General features: G+C 40.7%; 18 protein-coding genes. 15 read left to right on the top strand and 3 right to left on the bottom strand.

The genetic code is table 11. The annotated features are described in order from the left end of the window. The first annotated feature begins 130 nt into the window (after nt 1-130). From R8P61_34130 to R8P61_34115, 4 genes are all read left to right on the top strand, one after another. The gene (locus tag R8P61_34130) at nt 131-1732 is read left to right on the top strand and encodes a gliding motility-associated C-terminal domain-containing protein (protein ID MDW3652164.1); all 1602 of its coding nucleotides are present in this window, start codon (nt 131-133) and stop codon (nt 1730-1732) included. Nucleotides 1733-2118: 386 nt separating this feature from the next. Next, nucleotides 2119-3099, top strand: coding sequence for a hypothetical protein (locus R8P61_34125; protein MDW3652163.1), 981 nt, complete (start codon nt 2119-2121; stop codon nt 3097-3099). 80 nt (nt 3100-3179) lie between these two features. Then, nucleotides 3180-5366 (top strand): DUF4838 domain-containing protein, encoded by a 2187-nt coding sequence (locus R8P61_34120; GenBank protein MDW3652162.1) that lies wholly within the window; start codon nt 3180-3182, stop codon nt 5364-5366. A gap of 126 nt (nt 5367-5492) precedes the next feature. Continuing rightward, complete coding sequence (locus R8P61_34115) at nt 5493-5894, top strand: hypothetical protein (GenBank protein ID MDW3652161.1); 402 nt, start codon at nt 5493-5495, stop codon at nt 5892-5894. A 160-nt stretch (nt 5895-6054) separates the two neighbouring features. On the opposite strand, the gene R8P61_34110 is transcribed toward R8P61_34115, so the two are convergent. Further along, nucleotides 6055-6582 (bottom strand): helix-turn-helix domain-containing protein, encoded by a 528-nt coding sequence (locus R8P61_34110; protein MDW3652160.1) that lies wholly within the window; start codon nt 6580-6582, stop codon nt 6055-6057. Nucleotides 6583-6746: 164 nt separating this feature from the next. Between R8P61_34110 and R8P61_34105 the strand changes: the two genes are divergently transcribed. From R8P61_34105 to R8P61_34085, 5 genes are all read left to right on the top strand, one after another. Continuing rightward, the gene (locus tag R8P61_34105; protein MDW3652159.1) at nt 6747-8102 is read left to right on the top strand and encodes a S41 family peptidase; all 1356 of its coding nucleotides are present in this window, start codon (nt 6747-6749) and stop codon (nt 8100-8102) included. Between the two features lie 125 nt (nt 8103-8227). After that, nucleotides 8228-9034, top strand: a complete 807-nt coding sequence (locus tag R8P61_34100; GenBank protein MDW3652158.1) for an AraC family transcriptional regulator — start codon at nt 8228-8230, stop codon at nt 9032-9034. Nucleotides 9035-9151: 117 nt separating this feature from the next. Continuing rightward, complete coding sequence (locus tag R8P61_34095) at nt 9152-9565, top strand: DUF4345 family protein (GenBank protein ID MDW3652157.1); 414 nt, start codon at nt 9152-9154, stop codon at nt 9563-9565. A gap of 5 nt (nt 9566-9570) precedes the next feature. After that, nucleotides 9571-9981 carry a hypothetical protein gene (locus R8P61_34090; protein ID MDW3652156.1) on the top strand — a complete coding sequence of 137 codons (411 nt, stop codon included), beginning with the start codon at nt 9571-9573 and terminating at the stop codon, nt 9979-9981. Then, a complete protein-coding gene (locus R8P61_34085) occupies nt 9978-10871 on the top strand; it encodes a hypothetical protein (protein MDW3652155.1) in 894 nt (297 codons plus the stop codon). Before R8P61_34090 ends, R8P61_34085 begins: the two co-directional genes overlap by 4 nt. A 114-nt stretch (nt 10872-10985) precedes the next feature. Here R8P61_34085 and R8P61_34080 read toward each other — a convergent pair whose 3' ends face one another. Beyond that, a complete protein-coding gene (locus R8P61_34080; GenBank protein ID MDW3652154.1) occupies nt 10986-14189 on the bottom strand; it encodes an AsmA-like C-terminal region-containing protein in 3204 nt (1067 codons plus the stop codon). A gap of 293 nt (nt 14190-14482) precedes the next feature. Here R8P61_34080 and R8P61_34075 point away from each other — a divergent pair, with 293 nt between their 5' ends. Both R8P61_34075 and R8P61_34070 read left to right on the top strand, forming a co-directional pair. Beyond that, entirely contained in the window at nt 14483-15625 is a 1143-nt protein-coding gene (locus R8P61_34075) for a helix-turn-helix domain-containing protein (protein ID MDW3652153.1), read from the top strand. A 147-nt stretch (nt 15626-15772) separates the two neighbouring features. After that, nucleotides 15773-16750 carry a YceI family protein gene (locus tag R8P61_34070; protein MDW3652152.1) on the top strand — a complete coding sequence of 326 codons (978 nt, stop codon included), beginning with the start codon at nt 15773-15775 and terminating at the stop codon, nt 16748-16750. Nucleotides 16751-16837: 87 nt separating this feature from the next. Here R8P61_34070 and R8P61_34065 read toward each other — a convergent pair whose 3' ends face one another. Next, entirely contained in the window at nt 16838-17683 is an 846-nt protein-coding gene (locus R8P61_34065; protein ID MDW3652151.1) for a CPBP family intramembrane glutamic endopeptidase, read from the bottom strand. Nucleotides 17684-17863: 180 nt separating this feature from the next. Between R8P61_34065 and R8P61_34060 the strand changes: the two genes are divergently transcribed. The 4 genes from R8P61_34060 (at nt 17864) to R8P61_34045 (ending at nt 26204) form a co-directional block, all read left to right on the top strand. Next, on the top strand, nt 17864-18970 hold the full coding sequence (locus R8P61_34060; protein ID MDW3652150.1) for a hypothetical protein: 1107 nt from the start codon (nt 17864-17866) through the stop codon (nt 18968-18970). A gap of 323 nt (nt 18971-19293) precedes the next feature. Further along, complete coding sequence (locus R8P61_34055) at nt 19294-20439, top strand: T9SS type A sorting domain-containing protein (protein ID MDW3652149.1); 1146 nt, start codon at nt 19294-19296, stop codon at nt 20437-20439. Nucleotides 20440-21172: 733 nt separating this feature from the next. Next, nucleotides 21173-24364: a TonB-dependent receptor gene (locus tag R8P61_34050; protein MDW3652148.1), complete on the top strand. Its 3192-nt coding sequence runs from the start codon at nt 21173-21175 to the stop codon at nt 24362-24364. A 100-nt stretch (nt 24365-24464) separates the two neighbouring features. Further along, nucleotides 24465-26204 (top strand): RagB/SusD family nutrient uptake outer membrane protein, encoded by a 1740-nt coding sequence (locus R8P61_34045; protein MDW3652147.1) that lies wholly within the window; start codon nt 24465-24467, stop codon nt 26202-26204. Nucleotides 26205-26291: the final 87 nt, after the last annotated feature.

Genomic DNA, 26291 nt, shown 5'->3' with positions numbered 1-26291 from the left:
CCTCCATCTGTAAGAACAAAATATCTCCCTAAGGAATATTTCCATAAAATCAGGCCCTCAATATTTGTATATTAGGTATGCCAGCAAAGATTTATCCAGGATGTTCGCCTTTTCCCTGAGCCAATAGACAATGAAGTATCTTGCTAGTATTCTGATTATCAGCCTTAGTCTTTTTTTCCTTGGGTCAACTAACTATCTCCCTCACAGGCCTGGGGATGAAATATGTGATAATGCAATAGACGATGACAATGATGGCTTGATTGATCTGAATGATGAAGATTGTGATTGCTCGCTTGTGGAACCCTTATCTTTGATTCCCAATCCTTCATTTGAGGAGAAAGATTGTTGCCCCGAAACGATAGGCGAAATGAATTGTGCGGTATCCTGGGTTCAGGCTTCTCCTGCGACAGCTGATTATTTTCACAGCTGCAGCAGAAATTTCGTCAATATACCAGTTCCCCAACCTCTGCCTGGAGGAGAGGGCTTTGTAGGCATCCTCAATGGAGAGCCTGCAAAGAGGAGTAACTATAAAGAATATATAGGGGCTTGTTTGTTGGATTCTTTAGAGAAGGGCAAAACCTATAGACTGGAATTTTATGCAAGTTTCCCTCTGAATTCAAGTCCTGCTCCTATAAACTTCACCTTATTCGGAACCGCTAACTGTGATAATTTACCCTTTGGTCAGGGAATCGCGCTGGTAGGCTGTCCAACAAATACGCCTGGCTGGACGGAATTGGGTAAGGTCTATTCAAGTGTTTTCAATGGCTGGAAAAAGCTGTCTCTAAATTTCACTCCTACAGAAGACATCTTTGGAATTGCGATTGGGCCACCTTGTCCTACAGTTGATCGCAGGACAGATACAAAGGCGCATTACTATTTTTTGGATGAATTGACCCTGGCGGAAGAGTTTTCCTTTGATTTTAAGATTCAAACCAATAATCAGCCTTGCAGCAAGGATTTTTTCCTGGAGGTCCCCAACTATCCTCAGCTCGATTACCAATGGTATAAAAATGGAATTGCCCTTATAGGAGAAAACCAAGCCTATTTATCTGCGCCTATAGAGGCAGGAGTTTATCAGCTTTCCGTAACGAATGGAAGCATGTGCAGAGTAACTCAACCTTTTGATTATATCCCGCCTCCAATTCACACATACCTTGAGGAGAGTATTTGTGAAGGAGAATCTTTCTTATTCAACAGGCAGTCATTAGGGACTCCCGGAACCTATTTCGATACCCTCAAGACTGAAGGGGGCTGTGATAGCCTTATTTCTTTAGCCCTGGAAGTTCTGGAAATCCCAGAGGTAGAGATAGAAGCGAAAATCTTCCCTCAGGAAATCTATAGATTGGGAGATTTTAGCTTTTCAACAGCTGGAGATTACACCCGGGTTCTGACATCCCGTATGGGTTGCGATAGTATTGTTCACTTAAGCCTGACTTATTATTCCGTCTATGTCCCTACGGCATTTTCTCCTAATGGAGATGGGATCAATGATTATTTTACCCTGTACGGGGAGGAAGAACTAGAGCTGATTGAGTCATTGACGGTATTTAATCGATGGGGAAATCGCATGTTTAGTAAGCATAATTTAGCACCTAATGCGCCAGAAGAAGGTTGGGGAGGAAAGAATCAAGGCAAAGCCCTGACTGAAGGAGTTTATATTTATCGGGCAGAAATCCTAATGGAAGGTGGGCAAAAGAAGTCCTTGTCTGGATCGATAACTTTGTTCAGGTGAATGAAGGGGCGACATTTCTTTCCCTTTCTACTAAATCAGTTCAATTTAATATGTATTCTCCCTTTTCATCTGCAAACCATTTTGAATAATATGGAGAAAAAGTGAACTTAAGAATACTGCTAAACAAAGTCTTTCTAGCCCCTTTTTATAAAGATGAATATGTTTGAATTTAGTTTTGGTGCAGAGTCTAATCTCTAGAATATTTACATATAAGAGACGCATAAAGCTAAGTCTAACCATCTTTACTTATCCTTCGCTTTTCTATCCTTTTCGAATCTAACGTTTTTTTAAGCCTACAGAAGCAAGCTATCATATGCTAATGTATGCACCATTTCTATTGACAGGCATAGAACTGAATAAGTTTTCATGTTTTAAAACTGTCCAAAATGAAAAAACGTAACACTTACCTTGCCCTGCTTATTACGCTGGTAGTACTCTTGTTTATTTCCATTTACCTTTCCAATAAAAAAGGAGCCAGACATGTTGAGCTGGGAGCCTTCTTTTTTGAGAAAGTCTCAGATCTTCCTCCTGTTGACAATGATAGTCTGGTTGAGATGCAGCTGATTGACCGATATCTCAATGACTCAATAACTCCTTTTAGCGATTCGAAGACTCCTCTTCGATTTCTAAAAAAGATACGAAAACGGAATGCTGAGAATTTGATCCGCAATGGAAATCTTGATCAGGCAGAGGAAATAAGCAGTCAATACCAATCTTTGTTGAAGAGATTTATGCATCTGAGTGATTCTCTGGATCTCCCCATGGATATCAGTAGAAAAGAGTTTTTCAAGAGGTGGAATAGTGTGGCCAAAAACCAAAAAGGCAAAGGGAGGGTCTGGACTTTCTTTTTTCAGAGGCGTTTAAGTTTGGGAAGGGCTTTTAAGATGTATAAAAAGCAGCTGGAGTTGATCTTATCTACAGAACGTGTCATTCGGGAGCAAAAGGAGCACCTTCCTGAACTCTACTGCTATATGAATTCTCTGCAAAATCTGGATGGCACTGACTTGCCCGTTTATGTTATATCCTATCCCAAGGTTTTCTCAGGAAGAGGTCGTTCAGTAGCAGGTATGGCATTATTTGCTACCTATAAAGGCTTGTTTACTTCTGCTTCCCCTAATTTTGTCCAAAGTTATCCCGGCCTGATCCAGAAAAAGAATGCTTTGTCTATTCATCTGAAAAAGGGTGTCTCCGGTTCCATTCTTTCTCATGAATTAGGACATCTGTATTACCTCTATCATAACTGGGATGAATACCTCCATTACCGAGAAAGCAGACATAGAGATTATAGAAAAGGAGGACATGGGCTCACGGATCCCAGTGGACAGGCAGCAGAAATGGCCGAAAAAGGAATTATGCCGGATAGATAGGAGAAAAGGCATTGTATTTCAATTTTCCTTCTATATTGGAATCCTAAGCCCTTTTGTCTCATACTGCTCAAAGATTCCTCATGAAAAGTCCAACTCACTTCCTGTTAATCTGCTTGATTCTGCTTTTCAGCAATTGTAATCATCTTTCCGGCCTTTATGTAGGCTCACATCCTTTGACCACGATTGTTCTGGATGAGCATGTCGCCGAGACAAAGGCTGCAAATGAATTACAACACTACCTGAATAGGATTAGTGGGAGTGATATAGCGATTTCCAGAGAAAAAGGATCTCAGGGCATGATTCTCTTAGGAAAGGATGAAAGTCTGCCTGAGCATGGAATTTCTTATGGAGTTGAAGGAGGAAACCTGTACCTAAAGGCCGGGAGTTCGGAAGCGCTATTGGATGCAGTCTATACTTTTTTGGAGAATGAATTGGGGGCTAGATTTTATAGTCCGAAGGTGGAGAGGATTCCCCGCCAAAGCTCATTCGTTTTTCCGGAGGATCTACATTATCATTACAGTCCCCCGATTCATGTCAGGACCGTTCATTCCCGTTTGTATTATAAAAACCCTCGATTTGCAGAAAAGCAGAAAGTAACTACAGAAGCTTTCCCCGGCTATGTGCCCAGAGCGAGGGTACATACCTTTCACCGCTTTCTTCCGGCTGAGCAATTTTATGAGGAACATCCGGAATATTATGCGCTAAGGAAGGGAAGGCGACTCACCACCCAACTTTGCCTGAGCAATGAAGCCGTTTTTCATATAGTAAGTGACAGTGTTGAAGCCTTGTTACAGGCATATCCGGAATCGAATGTTATTTCGGTGAGCCAGGATGACAATACCCAGTACTGTCAGTGTGAATCCTGTGAGGCGATTCATGAGCGAGAAGATTCTCCTGCAGGTTCGATGATTTATTTCGTTAATAAAATTGCCCATGAGTTTCCGGATAAAAGTATTTCCACCCTTGCTTATCAATATACCCGCAAGGCTCCCAGACATATAAAACCCGCCGCGAATGTGCTGATAACTTTATGTTCGATTGAATGTGATCGGAGTGCAGCAATAGGGGAGAAGTGTCAGGATTTTACGAGGGATCTGCAGGCCTGGGCAAAATTGACAGATAATATCAGGATATGGGATTACACAACGCAGTTCACCAATTTCCTGGCTCCTTTCCCCAACCTTCATACCCTTCAACCCAATATTCAATTATTCACAGATAATAATGCCAAATGGATCTTTGAGCAACACAGCAATCAGCCCAGCGAATTGTTTGAACTCCGCTCCTATGTAACCGCAAAACTCTTGTGGAATCCAGAGGCTGATATATCGCTTATCATGGATGATTTTTTAAAAGGCTACTATGAAGAAGCAGCTCCATTTGTTCGATCTTATATTGATCGGGTGCATGAAGAACTGGGGAAGGATAGTAGTTTTTTCCTCTTCTTATATGGTGATCCTTCGCAGGCTTTCGAAAGTTTTTTGCAGCTGGATTTGCTAAAAGAGTATGATAATTATTTTGAGAAAGCCCGGGAGGCGGTGACAAATAATGCGGCTCTTGCAGAGAGAGTCGCGGAAGCTCGACTAAGTGTAGATTATGCTATTTTGGAATATGCAAAGCGAGACATGAAAGCTGCCGGCGTCGATGCTTTTTTTGACCTGGAAAATCGCCTCAATCGTTTCAAGGAGACTACCGAAAGAGGAGAAATTACAGCCATGAATGAGATGCGCTTTACAGTAGCTGAATACCTGGAGATGTACCAAAAAAGTCTGGACCGAGCTCAGGCCTCCAATCTGGCTTCGGGTAAGTCGGTGAAGCTATTTACGAAAGCCAAAAAATATGCAGGCGAAAATCCTCTTACGCTCACCGATGGCGCATATGGAGGAAATAATTTTTATGCGAATTGGCTGGGTTTTGAGGGGAATGACCTGGAAGCCATAGTAGATTTAGAATCACCACAAAGCCTTAGCCGATTCTCTGCGGCATTTTTACAAGTCAGCAATCACATCGTCTTTTTCCCGGAGGAAGTCTTGTATTATGGCTCGCTTGACGGAGTGAATTTTGAATTGCTGGGGAAGGTAAATAATCAGGCACCTCTGACAAAAGAGAGTAAGATCAATGACATCCAGTATTTTGAACTTCAAGTATCGCCCGGAACATTCCGCTATATCAAAATCATCGGTCGAAATATGGATGTGGCTCCGGATTGGCATAATGCTGCCGGACTGCCTGCCTGGGTATTTATTGATGAATTTGAGGTCAGCTAGGCATGTATTTGGAGGAAAACTCATCTAGAATTTCTATCAACTGGTCTAAATAAGTTGAAGTGCTGATTAAAGGATCTTATAATATAGAATAAGAAGGAGCATATTCACCCTATTACTCGCATTAAGATGAATGAAAAAATTCGCAAAATCGCCCTCATCGCATTGGCAGTAGTTGCTGGCTATGCTGTAATGATCCTTGGACTTCTTCTTACACAAGACCTCAGTCTGGGCAGAGTTGAATTTGGGATTACGCCCTTATGGAAAATTCCCTTAGTAGGAATTGGAGCCTTAGCTTCTGCTGCTTTGGGAGGTTGGGTTGCCTTTCTAATCAGTAAATCGAAAAAGCTGATTCCACAAATTATCATGGCTGGCTTTACCATTTTTGAAACGACAGCTTTGCTCATGGAAGGAGCACTTACCAATCCCTTATGGTTTGAACTCCTTTCTGAACTGACGCTGATAGTTGGGATACTGGGAGCCGGATATCTTGCTTCGAGAGGGAGCCTTCCCTCTACTTCGATTGCCTGAGTCAGTCTGTATTTGCTAGCATAGATTTTCGGGACTGCTATTCCTGTAATCGATCATTTCATGATCGAAACACTTATTGCTTGGCTTATTTTTCTGAATAGACCCGAGCTAGTGATCCCAAATGACTTCATAAATCCACATAAATTATCTGCGCAAAACTTTATTCAGCGGACTTCAAGACCCTAATCCTTTTCCTTTTGATAACTTTTGGTTCTTCCTTAGCATCATTTTCAACGACTGATTTTTCCTCAGCAGCTTTTGCAAGCTGTATTCTTACACTTACAGGCTTATATATAATGAAGCCAGAAATTAGTAGGCCAACAACTAGTAATGCTAATGCGAGTGGGGATGGCCGAAAGGATTTTTTCACTTTGACTTTTTCAGCACTTAGGAGATAGCCCTTTTTAGGAATCGTTCGTATGATTGTTTTTTCTTTATCTCCGAGCAATTGCCTCAGTTTTGAAACGATCTGGGTTATCCCCAGGTCATTTCCAAATTCATCTCCCCATACCTGCTCCAAAATTTCTTTGCGGGTCAGGGTTTTATCACTATTCTTCACCAGCATGACCAGGACTTCCATTTCCTTGGGAGAAAGTTTGTGTATTCTTCCTTGGATTTCAATTTCATGGGTGTCTATGAATATATTATGATTCCTGAATCTGAGAATTCCCCTTTTTTGTGTAGCCATAATCAATCTTCTTTTACCTAAGATACATATTCAGGCCTGGCAATTGGGATCCTTAACATTTTTTAACATTTAGAAGGAAAAAAGAAGCTTTTCTGAACATATATTTTAAAATAAATGCTCTTTCTTGCTCAAAATTGATCGAATAATCCCGCAAATATTGAGCTATGGTCCTCTTACAAAAAATCTCCCTTTTCATACTTTTTAGTTTGTCCTTTTCAGCAATGGGACAAAATTTAACTTCAAAAGAAAAGCAAGACATACTCGAAGAGTTCTCCAAACATATTTCTGAAAATTATGTGCTTCAAGATTCCGTGCCCCTTATTTTAGCGGAATTGAAGAAGAGCAGGAAGTCCGCAGAATTTGCCAAGGATTACAATAGGGATAGCTTTGCTTCCTATCTCACGGTTTTACTTCGCGGCATTACCCAAGATGCTCATTTCGCTGTACTTCATAATCCCTCTTTATTCAAAACCGCTCAGCTCCTCCAATCAGGGGATGGAGATGTGAACATGCAAAATATGGCTATAGGCAATCGTAGTTTATCCAATGTGCGTCGCAATTTTTTCTTCCGGAAACTTGAGGTACTAGAGGGCAATGTTGGCTATTTGAAATTGGAACAAATGCCAGCCCTGGAAGAGGCAAAAGCTACGGTGGATGCAGCTATGCAATTTCTCTCATATACAGATGGAATGATCATTGACCTGAGAGGAAATAGGGGAGGGGTAGGAGGATTTATTCCCTATTTAATGAGTTACTTTTTTGAAGAGGAAAACAAGTTGCTGTACACACGGGAATATCTGGCCTGGGATTCGGTTTCCCATCACCGCACGCATAAAGAACTTCCCCTGGATCGCTACCTTTCAAAACCCATATTTATCCTGATAGATCGCTTTACGGGTTCGGCAGCTACCAATATGGCTTATTGCATGAGTAGTTTTGAGCGTGCGATCCTCTTCGGAGAAAATACCGGATCAGGCTACAGAGGTGCGCATAGTGCATCCATCTATCCACTGGGTCAGGATTTGGTTGGACTCATTCCCATAGGACGGGTGATGAATGCCAAGACTCAGACCAATTGGCGGGCAAAGGGGGTTGATCCTGACTTTCCCTGTGATCCGGATGATGCCTTAGAGATAGCCTTAAAGGAAATGCTTAACAATCTTGAACAGGAAAGCACCGATAAGGAGGTGAAAAAGGAGCTTAGGGAAGCCTTAAAGAATCTTGAAGAAACTTCTCAAAAACCTACTGCTGAAAAAGCTGCAGAAGATTTATCCGAGTATAGCGGTACCTACGGAGAAACTCTTATCAGTTGGGAAAATGGGAAGTTGTTTACCAAAAGGCCTACCGTACCCATGAAACTGGAATTGAAACGCAAGCAAGGGGATGTTTTTGAAATATTATTACCTCCAGGTGCAAGAGGGAATGTTCCCGATCTTCGATTTGATAGAGAGAATGGAAAGATCGTTTCAGTAACTACGATCAGAGATGGCAAGGAAGAACGCGTAGAGATTAGGGAATGAGTCCCTTGAATTAAGGGAGTTTTTAGGAATACTTATGGATTGTTATTTTCTTTTCAGAAGAAATACTTAGCCATTAATAAGCAGTTCCTATTTTTCAGAGATCATTTAAAATATTAAATCAAGAGGTGGTTGGGAAAGCAAGATTTCAACCTCCGCATAAGGTCAGCAATTCATTGGTGAATTCGGCATTGTTTGCCCATGTGATAAATGGACATTCAAAGATATATGCCCCTGTCAAAAGTGTAGAATTATTCACGGGAGACAGTTTAATCATGAAGTGTGATAATTTTGTAAATAACTGGTTCCCAAATCAGGACAATAGCTTCACGGAGGTTATCATCTTTGAGCTGGAACCTGAAACGCTGGAATACATCTATGACAATCATCTTCCTGACTTTCTCCAAAAGCCTACAATTGCTGAAACCTCTTCTCTAAAAAGAATCCCTCCAAATGAAATGCTGATTAGGTTTGCAAAGGAAATCTCCCACTATATTGACCATCCTCAACTCATGAAAGAGGAATTGCTAAAGGTCAAAACCCGAGAGTTAATTTTCCTCTTGATGCAAGTGGACCATGATGCCTCCATTAAAGGGATACTTAGCACCTTATTTAACCACAACGACTACAATTTTAAGCAAATCATTGAAGCCCATATTTTTGAGAATCTGAATTTAGAGGATTTAGCCTTCATGGCTGGCTTAAGTCTCTCTTCTTTCCAACGAAAGTTTAAAGCTTTATATAAGACTACCCCCAGAAAATACATCAATTCAAAAAGGCTAGACAGAGCTCGGAATTTATTGGCAAAGCCAGATGTTCGTATAAAAGAAATCGCTTATTCCTGCGGCTTTCAGGATGTAGCCTATTTTTCAAATGCTTTTTCAGCCGCTTTTTCCACCTCTCCTTCTGACTATAGAAAAAAGCTATTGAAATAAACTCTCAAACCTTTGATAGTTTTTTACAACTTTTTTGAAAAATACCTCCAGATTTTTGTGATGTAATAGAGACAGTCTCCTCGTCTCGGCTTCATCATAAAAATTATGTATCCATCAATGAAAATTGTTTTCAAAATTGTTGTGTCGCTCATTGGGCTTTTCATTTTTGCCAATGGCTTCCTCTTTATGTTTAGTCCCGAATCCGTAATGGGGCATTCCCAGATTTCAGCCAATAATGCCTTTGGTTTCAGTACCATTCGAGGAATTATAGGTGGGTCTATGGTAGCTACAGGCCTCCTTAGCCTCTGGGCAATTTTTAAATCAAAATTGGAGTTGTTGCATCCGGTTGTCATCATCCTTTTGGGATGGACCCTTGGGCGACTTCTTAGCTTATTTATGGACGGTTTCGACATAAATGTAATCCTGGGAGGGATTGCTATATCATTATTCATGGCTGTAGTTCTAAGCTTCGCCCACAAAGTTCTCAGTAAAGAGATCGTCGAACAAGCTCATGTAATCTCTCAACAATAAAAGCTATGAAGACAAATATTGAGGTTCCAAAGTTTGTATTAATCATCACCTTCCTTACGGGACTCATAGCTACCGTGCTAGGAATATGGGCGTCTCTTTCGCCAGAAACACATCCCCAGTTTTTAGGGGAGGTAAAATCAGTTTTATCATGGTCCGGCAGAGAGCTGGGATTGGGTTTATCCTGTTTGCTTGCTGTATTCTTTTTGCGAGATGCGCGAGTTATTATGGCGGTTCTATTTGGTTCCTGGATTCGTGAGACGCTTGATTTTATTGATTTTTTCAGACTCACAGATACACCGACTCGCCTGTATGTTGTAGTGGGTGTCTCGGTGATACTCCACAGTATGGCTTTATATCTCACATGGAAAGCCATTGTAAATACGGAAAGCATAAGCCCTAAAATTCAAAACACATGAAAATTTTTCTAAAGCACTTTTATCCTGGATTTTTGCTTAGCCTAATTGGCTGCATGATATCTCTTAATGCTCACGCACAAGGACCCTGGGTACAAAAAAAGAATACTGGTTTCATTCAATTACAAACTACTTTGCAAGCTCAGGGCACCTATGATGGCTTAATCCTGAACGGCATAGGGGTTACAGATACTGAAACCAATATTAACAGAGAAGTTGCTAGTTCAGATGTAGGAATATATGCGATATATGGTCTTACGGATAAGCTGACTCTTTTCTCTCATCTACCCTTTAAATATGTCGCAACTAAAGAAGCGACTGACTCATTGTACTATCCTACTTTGCTTGAGGAGGGTAGCTTATTTGGCTTGAGTAATTATCAATTAGGAGTAAAGTATGGGATTTTGGACAAAGGACTACAGCTTGCCGTTTCTATACAAACAAGTTGGAATACCGCTTCCAGTGAACTGGAAAAAGGCTTAACTACAGGTTACCTCTCAAATTCTTTCGGCCTATTTGGACATATTGGCGGAAGCCTCTCTCCCCGCATATATTCTTTTCTGGACTTGGGCTATAATGTATCTACCCATGATTATAGTGACTTTTTCAATGCAAATGTGGAGTTTGGATTCAAAGCAGCCAAAGCCAGGAATTTATGGATAGTGTTGAATATCACCCTTAGGGAGTCCATGGAAAATGGCGATTTTCTGAATGAGAATCTGCTTCAAACCGGACTTTACCCTAATGATCAGGAATGGAAAGGTTATGCGATTAAATTGCTGTACGAAGGGAAAAATCAAATTGGATTTACCTTAGGCACTGCAGGGGCTTTTTCTGCCAATTATATAGGATTTGCTGGACCTATTACTTTTGGAACCTTTAAGAAGTGGTAGGAATTGTTTCCGAAAGAGGATGAACACAGGAGCAGTACATTTCTGCTCTTGTGTTTTAGTTCTGGTAGAAGGAGGATGCTGAGGGTATCCAGCTCAAGAATGCTCGGTATCGAATCATTCCTTCTTCTTCCCCATTTTTACATCAAAATCATCCAGGGTCCCCATGATTTTTACATTCAAATAGCGGACTTTCTTATTGGGATCGACCTCAATGATTTCATCTTCTGTAGTCGAATCCTCCTTATTTTTCTTACTTCCAAATATTCGATTGCGTGCTCCTTGTTTGATCAATTTCCAGGGAATGCGCATATAGTATTCGATGTTGTCATTCATGTCCTGGCTTCCCGAAATATCCATATGTCCCAGAGTAGATTCTATGGTCATGTTGGGAATAGACAGCACGCCATTGGTTACATCCAGATGATTTCTCAGGGTGTCAAAACGAACATTGGACAAATCCTTATCCCCAAAATAATCTGATAGCATCAACATATAGTCATAGTTCTCCAATCGCCCATTCACCGCTACAACATCCATGTGCACTTCTGATTGATCCAGGTCAGGAACAAAATCAGGATAAACGCGAATATTGCCCGTGATCTTTGCTGAGAGTTCGCCGTGCAAATTTTCTGAGACAATCACATCCTGACCGAAATTCTCAAATTTGAATAAGAGTTTGTCCAGATCCACATGTTGAACATCTATATCCGGTTTCAGGTAAATATGTTTGGGGTCGCTTCCGTTGAAATAGCCCTTCATGTGAAATTCCCCACCAGCGGCATTCAGGCTTAAGGTGTCCACATAAACATAATGATCCTGCGTAATCCGTAAATCTGCATTAATGTTTTGGAGATCCAGTCGGTGGTAGATGAAATGGCCAATATCTACATCAAAGCGCATATCGGTAAAAGGCAATTCATATAAGTTGAAGGCCTCTGCATGTTCAGCGACATCTGCTGTATCTGTCTGGACAGTTTTTTGTTCCACGGCTACCGCCTTATTTTTTTGGGGCGGAGCAAGATTGTAATTGCTGAGTTGGTCAAAATCAATGTAATTAGTCTTTAAACTCAGATAATTATCTCTCTTTTTGATCGTCGAATCTGCTCCCAAAAAGTAATCCATGTTCACATTGAATATGCTTCTCCCCATTTGCGCGTGAAAGTTTTCCAGCAAGAGATGTTCATCTTCATAATGTATGCGTCCGTTAAAGTCTTTGAAACGCATGGGATGCAAATGCATTTTGGCATCGAATTTATCCAGATCGATATCGATGGATTGTAATTCCGAATCCTTGTAATGCATGCTGGAAGAAAAGTGTAGAGCCAGATTATCAAACTCTTCATGGCGATAATCCTCCGGCACATAATTCTCTCCTTGATAGCTAAAGATGTCCTCCAGACGAAGAAGCCGGGAGGTAATACCAATATCCAAGTCGACATCCCCATTGAGGGTGTCTTTCATCCAAAAGGCATACTCATGAATTTCCCCATCCACATGAAAATCTGACTTATCGATATAGCCCGTGAAATCTTTGATTCGGATGTCATGCTCATCAATCAAAAGATCCACATGAAAATCATGTAATTCATGCGGATAGTGCTTGAGTTGTGCATGCAAGCTGTCTACGAAAAACTCCCCACTCGGGAGGTGTTTAGCCTCAGTAAAATCTCGGGCCGAAGCTTGAAATGACAGACCTAATCTTAAGTCTTCTATCCTTTCATCTATACCTGTGCTATCTTCTGCTGAAAAAGAACTTATTTCAGCTATATCCAGCACATCAGATTTGATCTCCAGATGGGTAAAAACAGGCACATCGCTGTGGTGGATGATGGCGGGTAAATCTGTGAGGTAACCACGCATGGACAAATCGGACTCCCCAAATTTGACTTCAAATTGATCCAATTCTGCTCGTTTTCCCTTGATAATCATGTGCGCATTAAGATTTTTCAAGGGAGCTGGTAATTGAGCAGCGTTTATGCTTAGGTTTTTTAAGGTCAGTTCGCTGTAGTAGGCCTGATCCAAATTGTTCAGGACTTCTTCGGGATTGTCTAAATCAATGATGTCATGAAAATTCATTTTAAGATCGACCGTTCCCTCAGCATCTTCGTATTCGTTTAGGTTGAGAAATTCTGCAATAAAATCTAATTCGAATTGCGCATCGACCTCCATCTTGATGTCTGGCTCTTCGAAATTTTTGACCTCTACATTACCGATAAACTTCCCTTTTTCCAGATTGGCGGTCATATTGCTCATGGAGAATTGCATGGTAGAAAGGTCTCTTTTCCCACCATTGCTGAAATGACCTTCAAATCCCATCTCTTCTACCCGGCGTCCAAAACGGGTATTTTCTAAAAAAGCCTCACTCGCTCCAAAGTCAATATTAACAAAGGGACTGTAGCCAAATGCCGCGGGGCCCTGAATAGTGGAATTAAAGTAGATCTTCCCGGCATTTTTGTAGCGCTCGAGAATAGGAATAATCTCAGCTGGAGCAAAGGCAATGAACAGATCAAAATTGGGTTTTGTCCCTTTTATTTCCAGGTCCAAATCCATCTTGTTTTTGGTATTCACTGTGCCCGTAAGATCAAAATCGGCATATTCCGTTACGATGTCCGAAGGTGCTATGCTTAATTGGCCTGTACGTTCATCAAAATCGACATCCGTATGAAATTCAATATGCTTATGTTTTATAAAGGTGGTATCGCCATCGACCATGATATTCAGATCAAAACCCGTATCGATGTTGGCTGCTATATGACCTTCGGTACTTTTAAAGCTTCCTTCTGCCCAATAAATGTAGGCTTCGACATCCAGGCCGCTACTCTCATTGATTTTATGGACGTCTAAGTTTCTTAGCTCAATATTTTGCAGATGGATGTGTAAAGGCTCGGATTCCTCTTCCTCTCCCTGGCTGGCTAGAGCATTGCTTAAATTGTTTGTTCCGTCTTCATGAAGTACGATGTCAAAAAATCCATCTTCTATCAGGAGTTTTTTGATGTCGATTTTCCCTTGAATAATATCCGAGATATCCAGGCCCACATAAATGTCAGCCACTTCCAAAATACTGTACGCATTTTCCTTCTTGGACTCAAATACCTTAACACTATCCACCTTGATGGAGATATAAGGGAAGTTCTCAAAAGGGGCCAAATGGGTTTCACCAATGCTAATCTTTCCTTGAAACCCCTGGTTCAAGGCATCTATTTCGGCTTGCACGATGGTCTGTTGATTTTGATAAACATAGACCAAAGTGAATCCTAGCAAGCTGATAGGGATGAGAAAGGCAAAGAAAAAAACCCACCGAATTTTTTTCCGTTTCATTAGGGCTGTTTTTATAAGAATTCCAAATTACGAAATCTCAGGCTAGGGGACTCAAAAAATTTGGATTTTGCATTTAATAGGATTAATAAATCTAATGATAGGTTGAATATGTTCATCCTCTCGGGCCAGAGATTGCGGATAGCAAGATTTCTCAGGTAGAAGCCTTTTGAACTAGCATCCTCATGGGATTGGAACTCAAGGCTGCCCATATAGTATTGAGTTCCCGAAAACGAAGAGGAATTTGTCGGCATTTGGTTTTTCTCTAACTTATAAAGAAAACATCAGGCTGTATCTTGAATATTGATTTCGTTTCTATACTACTTTTTCTGGGGATGGGGCAATGCCTCTTTTTGATGGTAACGGTTTTGCTTGACCGAAAAACTGTCAGGCCCGCCAATTATCTTTTAGCTGCACTTCTATTTGCTTTTTTGTGGTATCAGGTGGAATTCTTTTTACTAAGGCATACCCTTGACTCCCGGATACCCTTTATTTTCAGTACTCGATATGGATCCTGGTTCATCGTAGGGCCTCTGATTTATTTATATAATCGGGCCATTCTGATAAAAGATTTTAAGCTTAAAAAGAGGGACCTATTGCATTTCTTTCCCATCCTGCTATTTACCTTTTTACTTCCTGTATTTTTTGATGATTTCATTACAGATCGGGCGGTGAACTACGGGATGTTGACCGTTTTTGACTCCTGGAATCAGGAAGCGATTACTGCTAAGCATTATCTCTATGCCTATGTTTTCATCCTTCAGTTTCTCCATGCACTGATGTATCTATTTCTTGCTTATCGTGAAAGTAAGCAATTGCTTGCTGAGGCGAAGGAGCGTCAAGCCAATATTCCTCTGGACAAAATCAAGAGCCTCCAATACCTTTATTTGCTTGCCTTGCTGATCATTCTATTTTGCTCCGCTTTTGTTATCTATCAATATGCCACCAAAATGTGGCAAAGGACCTTTGATTATCTATATGTCCTGCCAACTCTTGTTTTTGTATTTGGACTGGCATATCGTGCGATGAAATACCCCAATTCTGTTTTCCTGATTAAAGCAGATATTCCCCAAACAAAATATGCAAAATCAGGCCTAAGCAAGGGGGCTAAGGATAGCCTTATCAAAAAGTTAAAAGAGAAATTAGAAGTTGACAAGGTATATAGAAACAATGAGTTAAGATTATCGGCTCTTGCGAAAGAACTAGGAGTTTCAACTCATCATTTGTCCCAACTTATCAATGAGGAATTGAAGCAGAACTTTTTTGATCTGATCAATACCTATCGAATAAATGAGGCCAAGGATAAAATTACAAATGGTTCTTCCCGGACCTTACTCGAAGTAGCTTTTGAAGTCGGTTTCAATAGCAAAAACTCTTTTAATAATGCCTTTAAAAAGAATGAGGGGATGACACCTTCCGCCTTTAAGAAAAGTGTTTGATTAGAATACCTGAACTTTCTGCTCTCCATACAGGCCAATTCACAGGGGCCAAATTATTCAAAATAAGCATTTCTGAAAAAAAGAGGTAAATCCTATCGGATTGGGCGATTCCTTGCTCTTTTAGGTGAATATTTGGCCTAAAAGATTATGAACAAAGTCTCACTTATTTTATTCTTAGGGTTAGGATTGATAAACCTCCTTCCCGCTCAAAATTTTGATATCGACCATCTTTATCCAATTGAAGGCATGCATAGCTACTTTGAGTTTGAAACGACTTATATGGGATATGCGAAAGTCAGGGGAAATTTTGGAAACTTCTACGGAAGCATTTATTACAATCCCGAATCCCTATCTCAGACATCCGTAAGTTTTCAAATCGAGGTAGAAAGCATTGATACCAACAATGATTGGAGAGACCGTGATTTGAAATCGGATAATTGGTTTCTTGCTGAGAAATATCCCCATATCACCTTTACGAGCACAAGGGTAGAAGCAGAGGGAAAGGGATTAAGGGTAAAGGGAAATTTGACGGTAAAAGAAACCACAAAAAGCATCAGTTTTCTAATTGCTCCGGCAGTAGGGGTAATAGAAGATATGCGGGGAGACCATCAGGTAATTTTTACAGGCTCTTATACCCTCAACAGAAAGGAGTATGGTGTAATGGGAGATAATTGGAGCCAGGTGAAAGAGGGAATCGTAGCTCTATCGGATGAGGTTACGGTGAATTTCAGTCTATTGGGTAAACAAATCAAGGAGGATAATTTCAAGAATTTCCTACGTAATGAGAACAGGCCTCCGGGCTCTATTTATGCTGCCTACAAAACAGAGGGTCTTAGCGGAGCATTCGATCGTTTTGAAGCATTGAAAAAGGAGACAGAAATAAATGCCAATGCCTTGAATATGGTTGCTTATATGCTGCTAAAACAAGATAAACATGAAGAAGCTCTGAGTTTGATGCAGAGGAATCAAGCGGAATTTCCTGAGGATGCAAATGTCTATGATTCCCTGGGCGAAGTTTATGCCCGGATGAAAAATTTAAAAGAAGCGCAAAAGCATTATCGGAAAGCTCTTGAACTTGATCCCAATAATATGAATGCTGCCGAAGCTTTGAAGCATTTGAACTAATACGGACGCGCAGGACCTAATGTTGTGGAACTTCCCTGCTTCATTAGGTCCTGACTTTTGCCTCTTTTTATATAGGGGCAAATGTCTTCAGGACATAAATGCAAGGGGCATATCCAGCATAGCGTGTAACAAAAGTGGCGCAAGGATAGATCCATCTTTCTCTCGTATATATCCCAGGGTCAATCCCATGAAGAAGGTAAATAAGGCCCAGGGCCAGACAGGAGGAACAACAACCAGGGCATGAATGAGGCCAAATAGTAGGGAGGCAAGCAATAATCCATATCCGAATTTGACATTCCCAACCTGAAAAGGCTTTCCAAAATATCTGTTAAATGCAGATTGAAGATATCCCCTGAATAGTAATTCCTCCCCTAAGCCTACAATGAAAACATAATACAAAATCTTTGAGATCAGGGGGAAGTAGCTATAACTAAAGAATGCGATTATCCAGCTGAGCAGACTAAGCAGGACATATACATAAATCTGCTTATTGGGAATAGTAATTTCCGAACGACTCGGAAGCTTACGGCAGACTTTTGGGACAAAATAGAAAACCAGTAAATAGGTAATACTTAGTATAGCAGATCCATACCAATCGTCAAATCCCCAGCCCAGAAAAGCAATCAATAAAAAACTCATGCCTGCGGGCCCACCGATCGAATAAGCCCTAAAAGAAAGTTTAAAAGAGTCTGGAAATGGCGGAAAATATATTCCAAATTCGGCCTCATCTTTATATATAATTCTGATCAGTATAAGGGGGATAAAAACGGTAGTCAGAATTTTTGTCAGGTACCTCAGCAGAATTTTTCCTTCTTCAGGAAATTCAAAAGGGAGTTTCTTTACACTCGAGAAAATGACAATGATAGCAGCCCATACCAAAATGGGTAATATTAAATCTCTTAAAATGGATCTACGTACGCTGATATTTTCCATTTCAACCTAATCTTCTTGCTGCGAAATCCTGAAGCTTGACTGCTTAATGTTTTGTTAAAAAGCTGATTGCCACAACTAAATAATGCATGAGCAGTACATAAATTTAGAGGCTATGGCCTAAGATAGGTGCATATAAGCTAAATTTTCTATTAAAACGCATGTGATAAGCTACCGAATACTATGAAACGTCGTCAGTTTGTAAAATCTCTGGCAGGAACCGCAGCATTGGCCAGTAGCCTCTCTTTGAGTTCCTGTGTAACCGAGGAAGAATCTTTGAAAATCCTCGTTTTAGGTGGAACCAATTTTCTTGGCCCATCAATTGTAGAAGCCGCAATTGCCAGAAATCATCAAATAAGTTTATTCAACCGTGGGATTAGTAATCCGACTTTGTATCCCCAATTGCAATTATTCAAAGGAGATCGTGAAAGTGGGATAGAAGGATATAGTTCTCTTGCGGATCAGGAATGGGATTTGGTGATAGATGTCTGGCCGGAAAAATCGAGACTGGTGGATGATGCAACGAAAGTATTTCAAGAGAAAGCCAGGCACTATGTATTTATTTCAAGTATAGCGGTTTATAATAATTTTCAGGAAGTAGGTCTTCATGAATCCTCAAATTTGGTAAGCCTTGAACTGGATAAAGTGGATTGGGAATACCCAGAAGAGAAACATGCGGCTGAAAACTTTGTACGCGAAAGATTCCCTTCTAATCATAGCATCCTGAGACCGGGACCGATCACAGGATGGAGGAATCCTGCATATGATCTGCTCTACTGGTGTTTAAAGCTCAGTTCACATGAACCCTTTATTGCGCCTGGTAGTGGACAGGATCCTTTGCAATTTATCGATGTCAAAGATGTGGGCCGATTTGCAATACAGGCAGCTGAGCAGAAACTACTGGGGACTTATAACTGTGTGGGTCCAGGAGAAGAGAAATTGCTGTGGAAAGACTTTATACAAACTGCTCAATCACATTTCAATTCAAATGCTAAGGTTTATTGGGCCAGTGAAGAATTTTTCAAAAAACACAAGATTTACTCCTTTTCTGATATGCCTTTATGGGCGCCCTTGTCTGAAGATCCTGGATTTATGCAAATCAGCAATGAGAAACTGATCAGTAGTGGATTTACGTATAGACCGATGACAGAAACCCTGGATGATTGCCTGAAGTGGTATAGCCAGAATGTTCAGAGAACGATTGATTTTGGAGCTGCGGAAGTAGGTTTGGGATTGAATCGGCAACACGAATTGGATTTGATTAAACTCTTGGAGGCTGGCTTAGAGTAAAGGGATTTATTGCTAAGGTTGTTTATGGAATGGTCAAGATTAAAAAGGGGTTGATTTTCCTTCCGGACTCTGTGTTTGACCTTCTTTGGGGCAGGGGAGGAGAGACAGAAGATACCGGATTGTGCGTGTGTGGTTCGTACTCCTGGGCTTGAAGATTGAGATGCGATAGCCTCTCCATTTCTTTTCTTTAATTTTATTAATAGCAAGACGAACTAAAGCTTATTTTGTAAGCCAGCAGACATGAAATAGGCCTCATTAAATTATTTTATGATTATGAAGGAAGGATCTAATCAGCTATGCAAATCTTGAAAGAACTACCCCCAATGAAAAAGTCTATCCTGCTTCTACTCATTACGACCTTTTATTCTTTTTGTCATACTACAGCCCAGAGCTGTCTCCCTACAGGATTTACTTTTGCTTCTCAGGCTCAGGTTGATGCCTTTCCGGCAAACTATCCTGGATGCAGGCATATATTGGGAAATGTATTTATAGAAGAAGCTCTTTTCGGAGCCATTACAAATTTGGATAGTCTGGTACAAATAGATTCTATCAGTGGCAACTTAGCTATCCGATATAACAATGCCTTGGGTAGTTTGAAAGGTTTACAGCAACTTGAGTTTATTGGAGGGGATCTTTTTTTGATCACAAATACTGTTTTATCGAGCCTAAACGGATTGAGAAACCTAACATCTGTAGGAGGATCTGTATCCATATTTTCCAATGATGCCCTCCTGGACTTGGGCGGCTTGAGCAATTTAGATTCTATTGGCAATTTTTTGGCTATAAGTGAAAATGCATCCATAACAAACTTAAGGGGCCTGGAAAATCTGACAAGTATAGGAGACAATTTGCTGCTACAATCAAATCCAGGCTTACAAAACCTAAATGGACTGGACAAGCTGAATGCTATTGGCAGAGGCCTGCGGATAATGAATAATAGTAGCCTCATGGACCTGAATAGTTTGGGAAATCTCATGACAATAAATGGTCCCTTGAGGGTATTGGATAATAGTTCGCTTAGCAGCCTGTATGGCTTGGAAAATCTTGATGGATATACAATTACGGACTTAAGTATTACGGGCTCTCCTCGCTTATCCATTTGTGGTGTAAGAAGTATTTGTGATTATCTATCCACGACCACGAATCAGGTTTTTTTAAGGGGAAATGCAATGGGTTGCAGTAATCGGGCACAAATCGAAAATGCCTGTGCTTCTTTAGTAGGCCTTGAGGATTATAATAGGATTGATGTTTCTATTTATCCTAATCCAAGTACAGGAAGAGTGAAACTTGAAGGTCTTGCTTACGGAAATCTGAAGGTAATAAATATGATAGGGGAAGTTGTTCTTGAAAAAAGATTCTCAACCTCTTTCCTGGATCTTTCTGAATTGTCCAGCGGAATCTATTTTCTTTACATCCAATCGGGAGACAAATGGGCAAGCCAGAAGTTTGTGAAACAAAGATTCTTATAACTCAAAGGGGATAAAAACAACCCCTTGGGCTCATGCGCCAGATTATTGGCACTTGCTGTTGCCTCTCGATGGGGGATGCAAACCTTTCAGGCTACTGTTTTTTTTATTCCCTAAGTGCAAATTCGTTTCAAGGCATCTGGAATTATTTGCCTATTGAAAATGAGGATTACACCATTGTCCTCTTTCAAATCTGCTTATTGATTTAAGGGAGAATTGACAAATAATTATTTTTAATCCGATTTAATTAAGGAATTTATATCTTTAGTAGAGATAATCGTTCTTAACCCAAAAACTAAGTATTCATATTTTTCACACTAACTAATTAAATGCAAACGTTAAACCGCATCCCCTAGTTTTTTTCAAACACAATTAGGCTAGAACTAGCCATCTCGCATATTTTTTAAAGCCAAGCCTGAATATTGCGAGTTATTGGACATGGACTTACTTACTACTTGAGGTATTTTTTATTTGACTCTTCAAGATTGAGTGTCCCAAGACACCGGATACTATTTCCTAACACATATGTACAGTTTCTTCTTTTAATTATCTCTCAAGAGCTTGATTGTAAGAGGATTTGTAAAGAAATATGAGTAAGGATCAAAATAAGTTTCTGGGATAGGATTTCCTCGAATATATTCTCTAAGGATTTGGGCTTCCCAATAGAATTAGATTGACATTTATGTTTGAGAGAATCACCTGTTAAAACTAATCTACTACAAAAAAACATTTCGCTATGAGAAATCTTAATCTTAATGTGATAAGATTGTCTGTTTTCGCCCTGTCATTTTTATTTCTTTCTAATGTAGCCATGGCACAGGTAACGGGAGTGGTGACTGATTCTGAATCAGGCGATCCGCTTACTGGAGTTTCTGTTGTTATTAAAGGAACAACAACGGGGACTCTGACCGATGACAAAGGAGCATTCTCCTTAGATGCAGGTACTGATGCGGTACTTGTATTCTCTTATATTACCTATACTAAAATTGAGGTAGCTGTAAACGGCCAATCTGTTGTAAATGTAAAACTTTCATCAGACCAAGTACTTGATGAGGTCGTAATTACAGGATACACAGCACAAAGTAAACGGGACATTACAGGGGCCGTTGCAACTGTGGATAGCAAAGAATTATTGGCTGTGCCAGCAACAACCTTCGCACAACAACTTCAGGGTAGGGCTTCAGGTCTTACCATTATCAATGATGCAACTCCCGGTGGAGAGGCCACTGTGCGTATTAGAGGATTTGGTACAGTAGGTAACAACAACCCCCTCTACATTATCGATGGGGTACCCTCAACAAGTCAGGCTACCTTGAATCCCAATGATATCGAGACCATACAGGTATTGAAAGATGCATCGGCTGCCTCTATTTATGGATCTCGTGCTGCGAACGGGGTAATTATTGTTACTACACGTAAAGGAAAATTAGGAAAGCCGACCTTGAGTTATAATGGATTTTATGGCTTTCAATCAGGAACGAACGATGTTGAAGCCCTCAATGCAGCAGAATTAGGGGAGTACTTGTACCTGGCTGATTTATATGCAGGAAAAACGCCTTCGCATGGTCAATATTCCTTTGGAGCAAATGGTCAAGTCACCATTCCTACTTACGTATTCCCGAGTGGTGCCAATACGGTGGATGAAAGTCTATATTCTTTGACGCCTGATAATATTTTCGCAATTACCCGATCTGCTGATACTGATTGGTGGGGGGAAGTTACGCGAGACAATGCGCCAATCATGAGTCATCAATTGGCCGCGACAGGAGCATCCGAAAATGCCAGATACGCTTTCAGTGTAAACTACTTTAAACAAGATGCGATTACCAGATTTGTGAGTTATGATCGGGTTTCACTTCGTGCTAACACAGAATTTGATGTTGCTAATGGAAGATTAAAAGTAGGGGAAAACTTTACCGTTGCTCTAGGTAATAGACAAGGAGGCTTTGGAAACAATGGAGAGCAAAACGCTGTTTCTGGTTCATACAAGCACCACCCGCTCCTACCAGTATTTGATATTGCAGGTAATTTTGCAGGAAGCCGGGGTGCAAACCTGGGTAATAACTTCAACCCTTATGCAAGTCTGGCAAGAAATCAGGATGACAGAACTTACAATCTTCGTGCTTTCGGAAATGTATATGCAGAACTCGAAATAGTTAAGGATCTGTCCGTAAGAACCAGTTTTGGAATTGACTTAAATGCCTCACGTCGGCGCGATATCGGTCGTCCTCAACCTGAGTACGTAGAAGGAAACTTCATCAATAGCTCGAGTGCAAGTAGCAGCTACGATTACCAATGGGTTTGGTCTAATACCTTAAATTATAATAAGACATTTAACCAGATTCATACCGTAAATGCGAACGTGGGTATCGAAGCCATCGAGCAGTTTGCCGAATTTTTTGGAGCAGGAAGACAAAGGTTTGCCTTTGAAACTAATGAAATCATCAGTTATCTGGATCTGGGTGATGCAACTACCTCCTCCAACTTTGGTAACGTATCCCGAGATTTTTCACTCTTCTCTCAATTCGGTCAGTTTAACTATAGCTATGACCAAAAATACCTGGTACAGTTTACGATCAGAAACGATGCCTCATCAAGATTTAGGCAAGCGGCAAGGAGTGCGGTATTCCCTGCCTTCAGTCTGGGATGGAGGATTTCTGAAGAACCATTCTTTTACAATGCTTTTCCTTTCTTCAATGATTTCAAAATCAGGTATGGTTGGGGACAAACTGGTAACCAGGAGATTGGAGACTACAACGCCTTCACAACCTACCGTTCCAGTATCTTCCACGCAGGATATCCTATTGATGGAAGTAATAGCAGCCCGACCATCGGATTTGATGCAGCCTCTTTTGGTAACCCCAATGCAAGATGGGAGACGACAACTTCAAATAACCTGGGATTTGACGCATCGATGTTCAATAATAAGTTGACGGTAGAGTTTGACTTATGGAACCGTGTCACTACCGACATGCTTTTGCAAGTTCCGATTACCTTTTCTGCGGGAGATGCAAGAGCGCCTTCTTTTAATGTAGGGCAGGTAACTAATAAAGGGCTTGACTTAGGGATTGGATTTTCAGACCGTCGAGGAGATTTCTACTACAGCATCGATGGTAATTTTTCTACTTACAGAAACAACATTGACGCATTAAATACGGACGATTCCAGAATATTCGGTAATAGTTCAAGGGTACCTTCTATGACAGTTACCCAAATAGGTAATCCCATTTCCTCTTTCTTTGGGTTTAATGTGGTAGGAATATTCCAATCTGTTGAAGAAGCTGCAGCATGGCCTGAATATGGTTCATATAATGCACCCGGAAAATTCAAAGTAGAAGATGTGAATGGGGACGGACAGATCAATGATGATGACAGAACCATCATTGGTAATCCTCACCCGGACTTTACCTATGGATTAAATTTGAGTGTTGGTTATAAGGATTTTGAACTTACGTTATTCGGAAATGGTTCTCATGGAAATGACATCTTTAACTATGTACGTTTCTTTGCAGATTTCAACTCTTTCCAGGGTAACAGGTCAACAAGAGCCCTATATGAGGCATGGCAACCTACAAATCCTACAGCTCCGAGAGAGCAATGGGTAGCAGCTAATCCTAATGCGACTTCACCTATTATGGATGCAAACGATCAAATCAGTAGCCGGGTTTCTACCTACTTGATTGAAGATGGAAGTTTCTTCCGCCTGAGAAATGTTCAATTGACATACAACTTTCCTACAACTCTTGCTCAAAAATTGGGGATGAGATCTGGGCAGGTATATATTCAGGGGCAGAATGTTCTTACGATTACAGACTACACGGGGCTAAATCCTGAAATTCAAACAGGAAATGATAGAACATTAGGTTTTGACGGGGGCTATATGCCTGTAGCAAGAACTATTATTCTTGGCCTAAATATTAGTTTATAATTAACTTATGGCATCCAAAGGAAAAATATATCTGCAATCCCCAAAGCTGGGAAGGATTATAAACCAAAGTTTCTTTGGATACTCTAAACATAAACCACAGATGAAATTTAAAATAATATCTATAACACTATTAGTTGCGTCATTCTCCTTTGCTTGTAGTGAGGAGTTTCTCGACAAGACACCTCAGGCTCAATTCAGTACCGTGGGACTCCAGACACCGGAAGGAGTAGAAGGAATTTTATTAGGAGCCTATAATATGGTTGATGGAAGTGGTCTGGATGGACAGGCTCCCTGGGAAAATGATATTCATAACTGGGTATTTGGAGGAATTTCTTCCGACAATGCTCTTAAAGGAACTGATGCAGGTGACCAACCGGAACAATCTTTTATTGAAGCCTACGATTTCAACTCATTCAATAACCATATCAGAAACAAATGGCGGGGAGTATATAAAGGAATTGCTCGCTGTAATGATGCAATAGTTACTGCAAATTCTGTTGAGGATCTTGATCCGGATAGGAAAGCCCAAATTATTGCAGAGGCAAGATTCCTTCGTGGCCTTTTCCATTTTGAAGCCCAAAAAATGTGGAAATTCCCTCCCTACATTGACGATTCTGTTTATGACATTAATGATGTAGAAAGTACCAAAGTACCTAATGAAGGGAAAATTTGGGACAAAATTGAAGCTGATTTTGCGGCTGCTGCAAGTGTTCTTCCTGTAGAGCAAGCACTCGTTGGCAGACCTACCAGCTGGGCGGCAAAAGCTTTTCAGGCAAAAGCCATCATGTACCAGGGTTGGAACGAAAGTGGCGCTGCAAATACGGCAAAATTGCAAGAAGCCAAGCCTTTGCTGGAAGAAGTCATTAATTCCGGGAGATATAGCCTTATGGAGAAATTCTCCGAGAACTTCTTCGTTAGAACCAATAACAATTCTGAATCTATTTGGGAAGTACAGTTTGCAGTAAATTCCGCATCCACTGATAACGCTAACTCAGGAATTGGTCTGGCCCATCCTTATATAGCTCCCTGGGGATGCTGCGGATTTTACCAAGCATCTCAAAATCTGGTAAATGCCTTTAAAACAGATGCCTCAGGTTTACCTTTATTAGATAACTTTAATGATGAAGATATTCCTTATGAAACTGAGTACACAGGTCCCATAGATCCGCGTATCGATCATACGTTGGGAAGACCTGGAATCCTATACAAAGAATTCCAAATCCACCAAACAGATTTTATTCGTGATTTATCCTATGCAGGTCCTTATTCTCCTATGAAACACGTAGGGGAGCCAGAGGCTTTCGGGATTGGTGGTTGGGGTAACCTAACAGCTAATAATTACAGGATGATGCGTCTTTCTATGGTAATTCTTTGGTTGGCGGAAGTGGAAGTTGAATTAGGTAACCTGGAAGTTGCCAGGGATTTGGTCAACCAAATTCGCGAACGTGCTTCTAATCCAGAAGACTTTATACCTAAAGCAATACAAGGAACAGATAACCGTCAAAGCTTTACCCTTACCAATGAGGATGCCGCTAACTATACCGTCGGTGAGTATAATGAACCCTGGACAGATCAAGCTACTGCACGTAAAGCCGTTCGCTTTGAAAGCCGTCTGGAATTCGCGATGGAAGGGCACAGATTCTTTGACCTCCAACGTTGGGGGGTTCAGTCAAATGTTCTTAACGCCTACATACAAAGTGAATCCAGAACCCGTGTCTATCTCCAAGGGAGATCTTTCACCGCAGGTAAAAATGAATTCTATCCTATTCCTACGGAAGCTATCGATAGATCATTCAAAGATGGTGTAGCCACTTTGACCCAGGATCCTTCTTATAATTAATCCAAAACAAGAAACTATTCCTGTTGAGAATAGATAAATAACCCCCTGTGTAGATTTGAATCTAAACAAAGCACAGGGGGTTTTTAT

This window comes from Bacteroidia bacterium, from assembly GCA_033391075.1.
Taxonomy (GTDB): domain Bacteria; phylum Bacteroidota; class Bacteroidia; order J057; family J057; genus JAWPMV01.
This window is presented reverse-complemented; position numbering and strand designations above follow the sequence as displayed.

Bases quoted from the DNA above. Each gene is read 5' to 3' on its own strand.
- R8P61_34130 (MDW3652164.1), top strand. From the start codon at position 131: ATGAAGTATCTTGCTAGTATTCTGATTATCAGCCTTAGTCTTTTTTTC.
- R8P61_34125 (MDW3652163.1), top strand. From the start codon at position 2,119: ATGAAAAAACGTAACACTTACCTTGCCCTGCTTATTACGCTGGTAGTA.
- R8P61_34120 (MDW3652162.1), top strand. From the start codon at position 3,180: ATGAAAAGTCCAACTCACTTCCTGTTAATCTGCTTGATTCTGCTTTTC.
- R8P61_34115 (MDW3652161.1), top strand. From the start codon at position 5,493: ATGAATGAAAAAATTCGCAAAATCGCCCTCATCGCATTGGCAGTAGTT.
- R8P61_34110 (MDW3652160.1), bottom strand. From the start codon at position 6,582: ATGGCTACACAAAAAAGGGGAATTCTCAGATTCAGGAATCATAATATA.
- R8P61_34105 (MDW3652159.1), top strand. From the start codon at position 6,747: ATGGTCCTCTTACAAAAAATCTCCCTTTTCATACTTTTTAGTTTGTCC.
- R8P61_34095 (MDW3652157.1), top strand. From the start codon at position 9,152: ATGAAAATTGTTTTCAAAATTGTTGTGTCGCTCATTGGGCTTTTCATT.
- R8P61_34090 (MDW3652156.1), top strand. From the start codon at position 9,571: ATGAAGACAAATATTGAGGTTCCAAAGTTTGTATTAATCATCACCTTC.
- R8P61_34085 (MDW3652155.1), top strand. From the start codon at position 9,978: ATGAAAATTTTTCTAAAGCACTTTTATCCTGGATTTTTGCTTAGCCTA.
- R8P61_34080 (MDW3652154.1), bottom strand. From the start codon at position 14,189: ATGAAACGGAAAAAAATTCGGTGGGTTTTTTTCTTTGCCTTTCTCATC.
- R8P61_34070 (MDW3652152.1), top strand. From the start codon at position 15,773: ATGAACAAAGTCTCACTTATTTTATTCTTAGGGTTAGGATTGATAAAC.
- R8P61_34065 (MDW3652151.1), bottom strand. From the start codon at position 17,683: ATGGAAAATATCAGCGTACGTAGATCCATTTTAAGAGATTTAATATTA.
- R8P61_34060 (MDW3652150.1), top strand. From the start codon at position 17,864: ATGAAACGTCGTCAGTTTGTAAAATCTCTGGCAGGAACCGCAGCATTG.
- R8P61_34055 (MDW3652149.1), top strand. From the start codon at position 19,294: ATGAAAAAGTCTATCCTGCTTCTACTCATTACGACCTTTTATTCTTTT.
- R8P61_34050 (MDW3652148.1), top strand. From the start codon at position 21,173: ATGAGAAATCTTAATCTTAATGTGATAAGATTGTCTGTTTTCGCCCTG.
- R8P61_34045 (MDW3652147.1), top strand. From the start codon at position 24,465: ATGAAATTTAAAATAATATCTATAACACTATTAGTTGCGTCATTCTCC.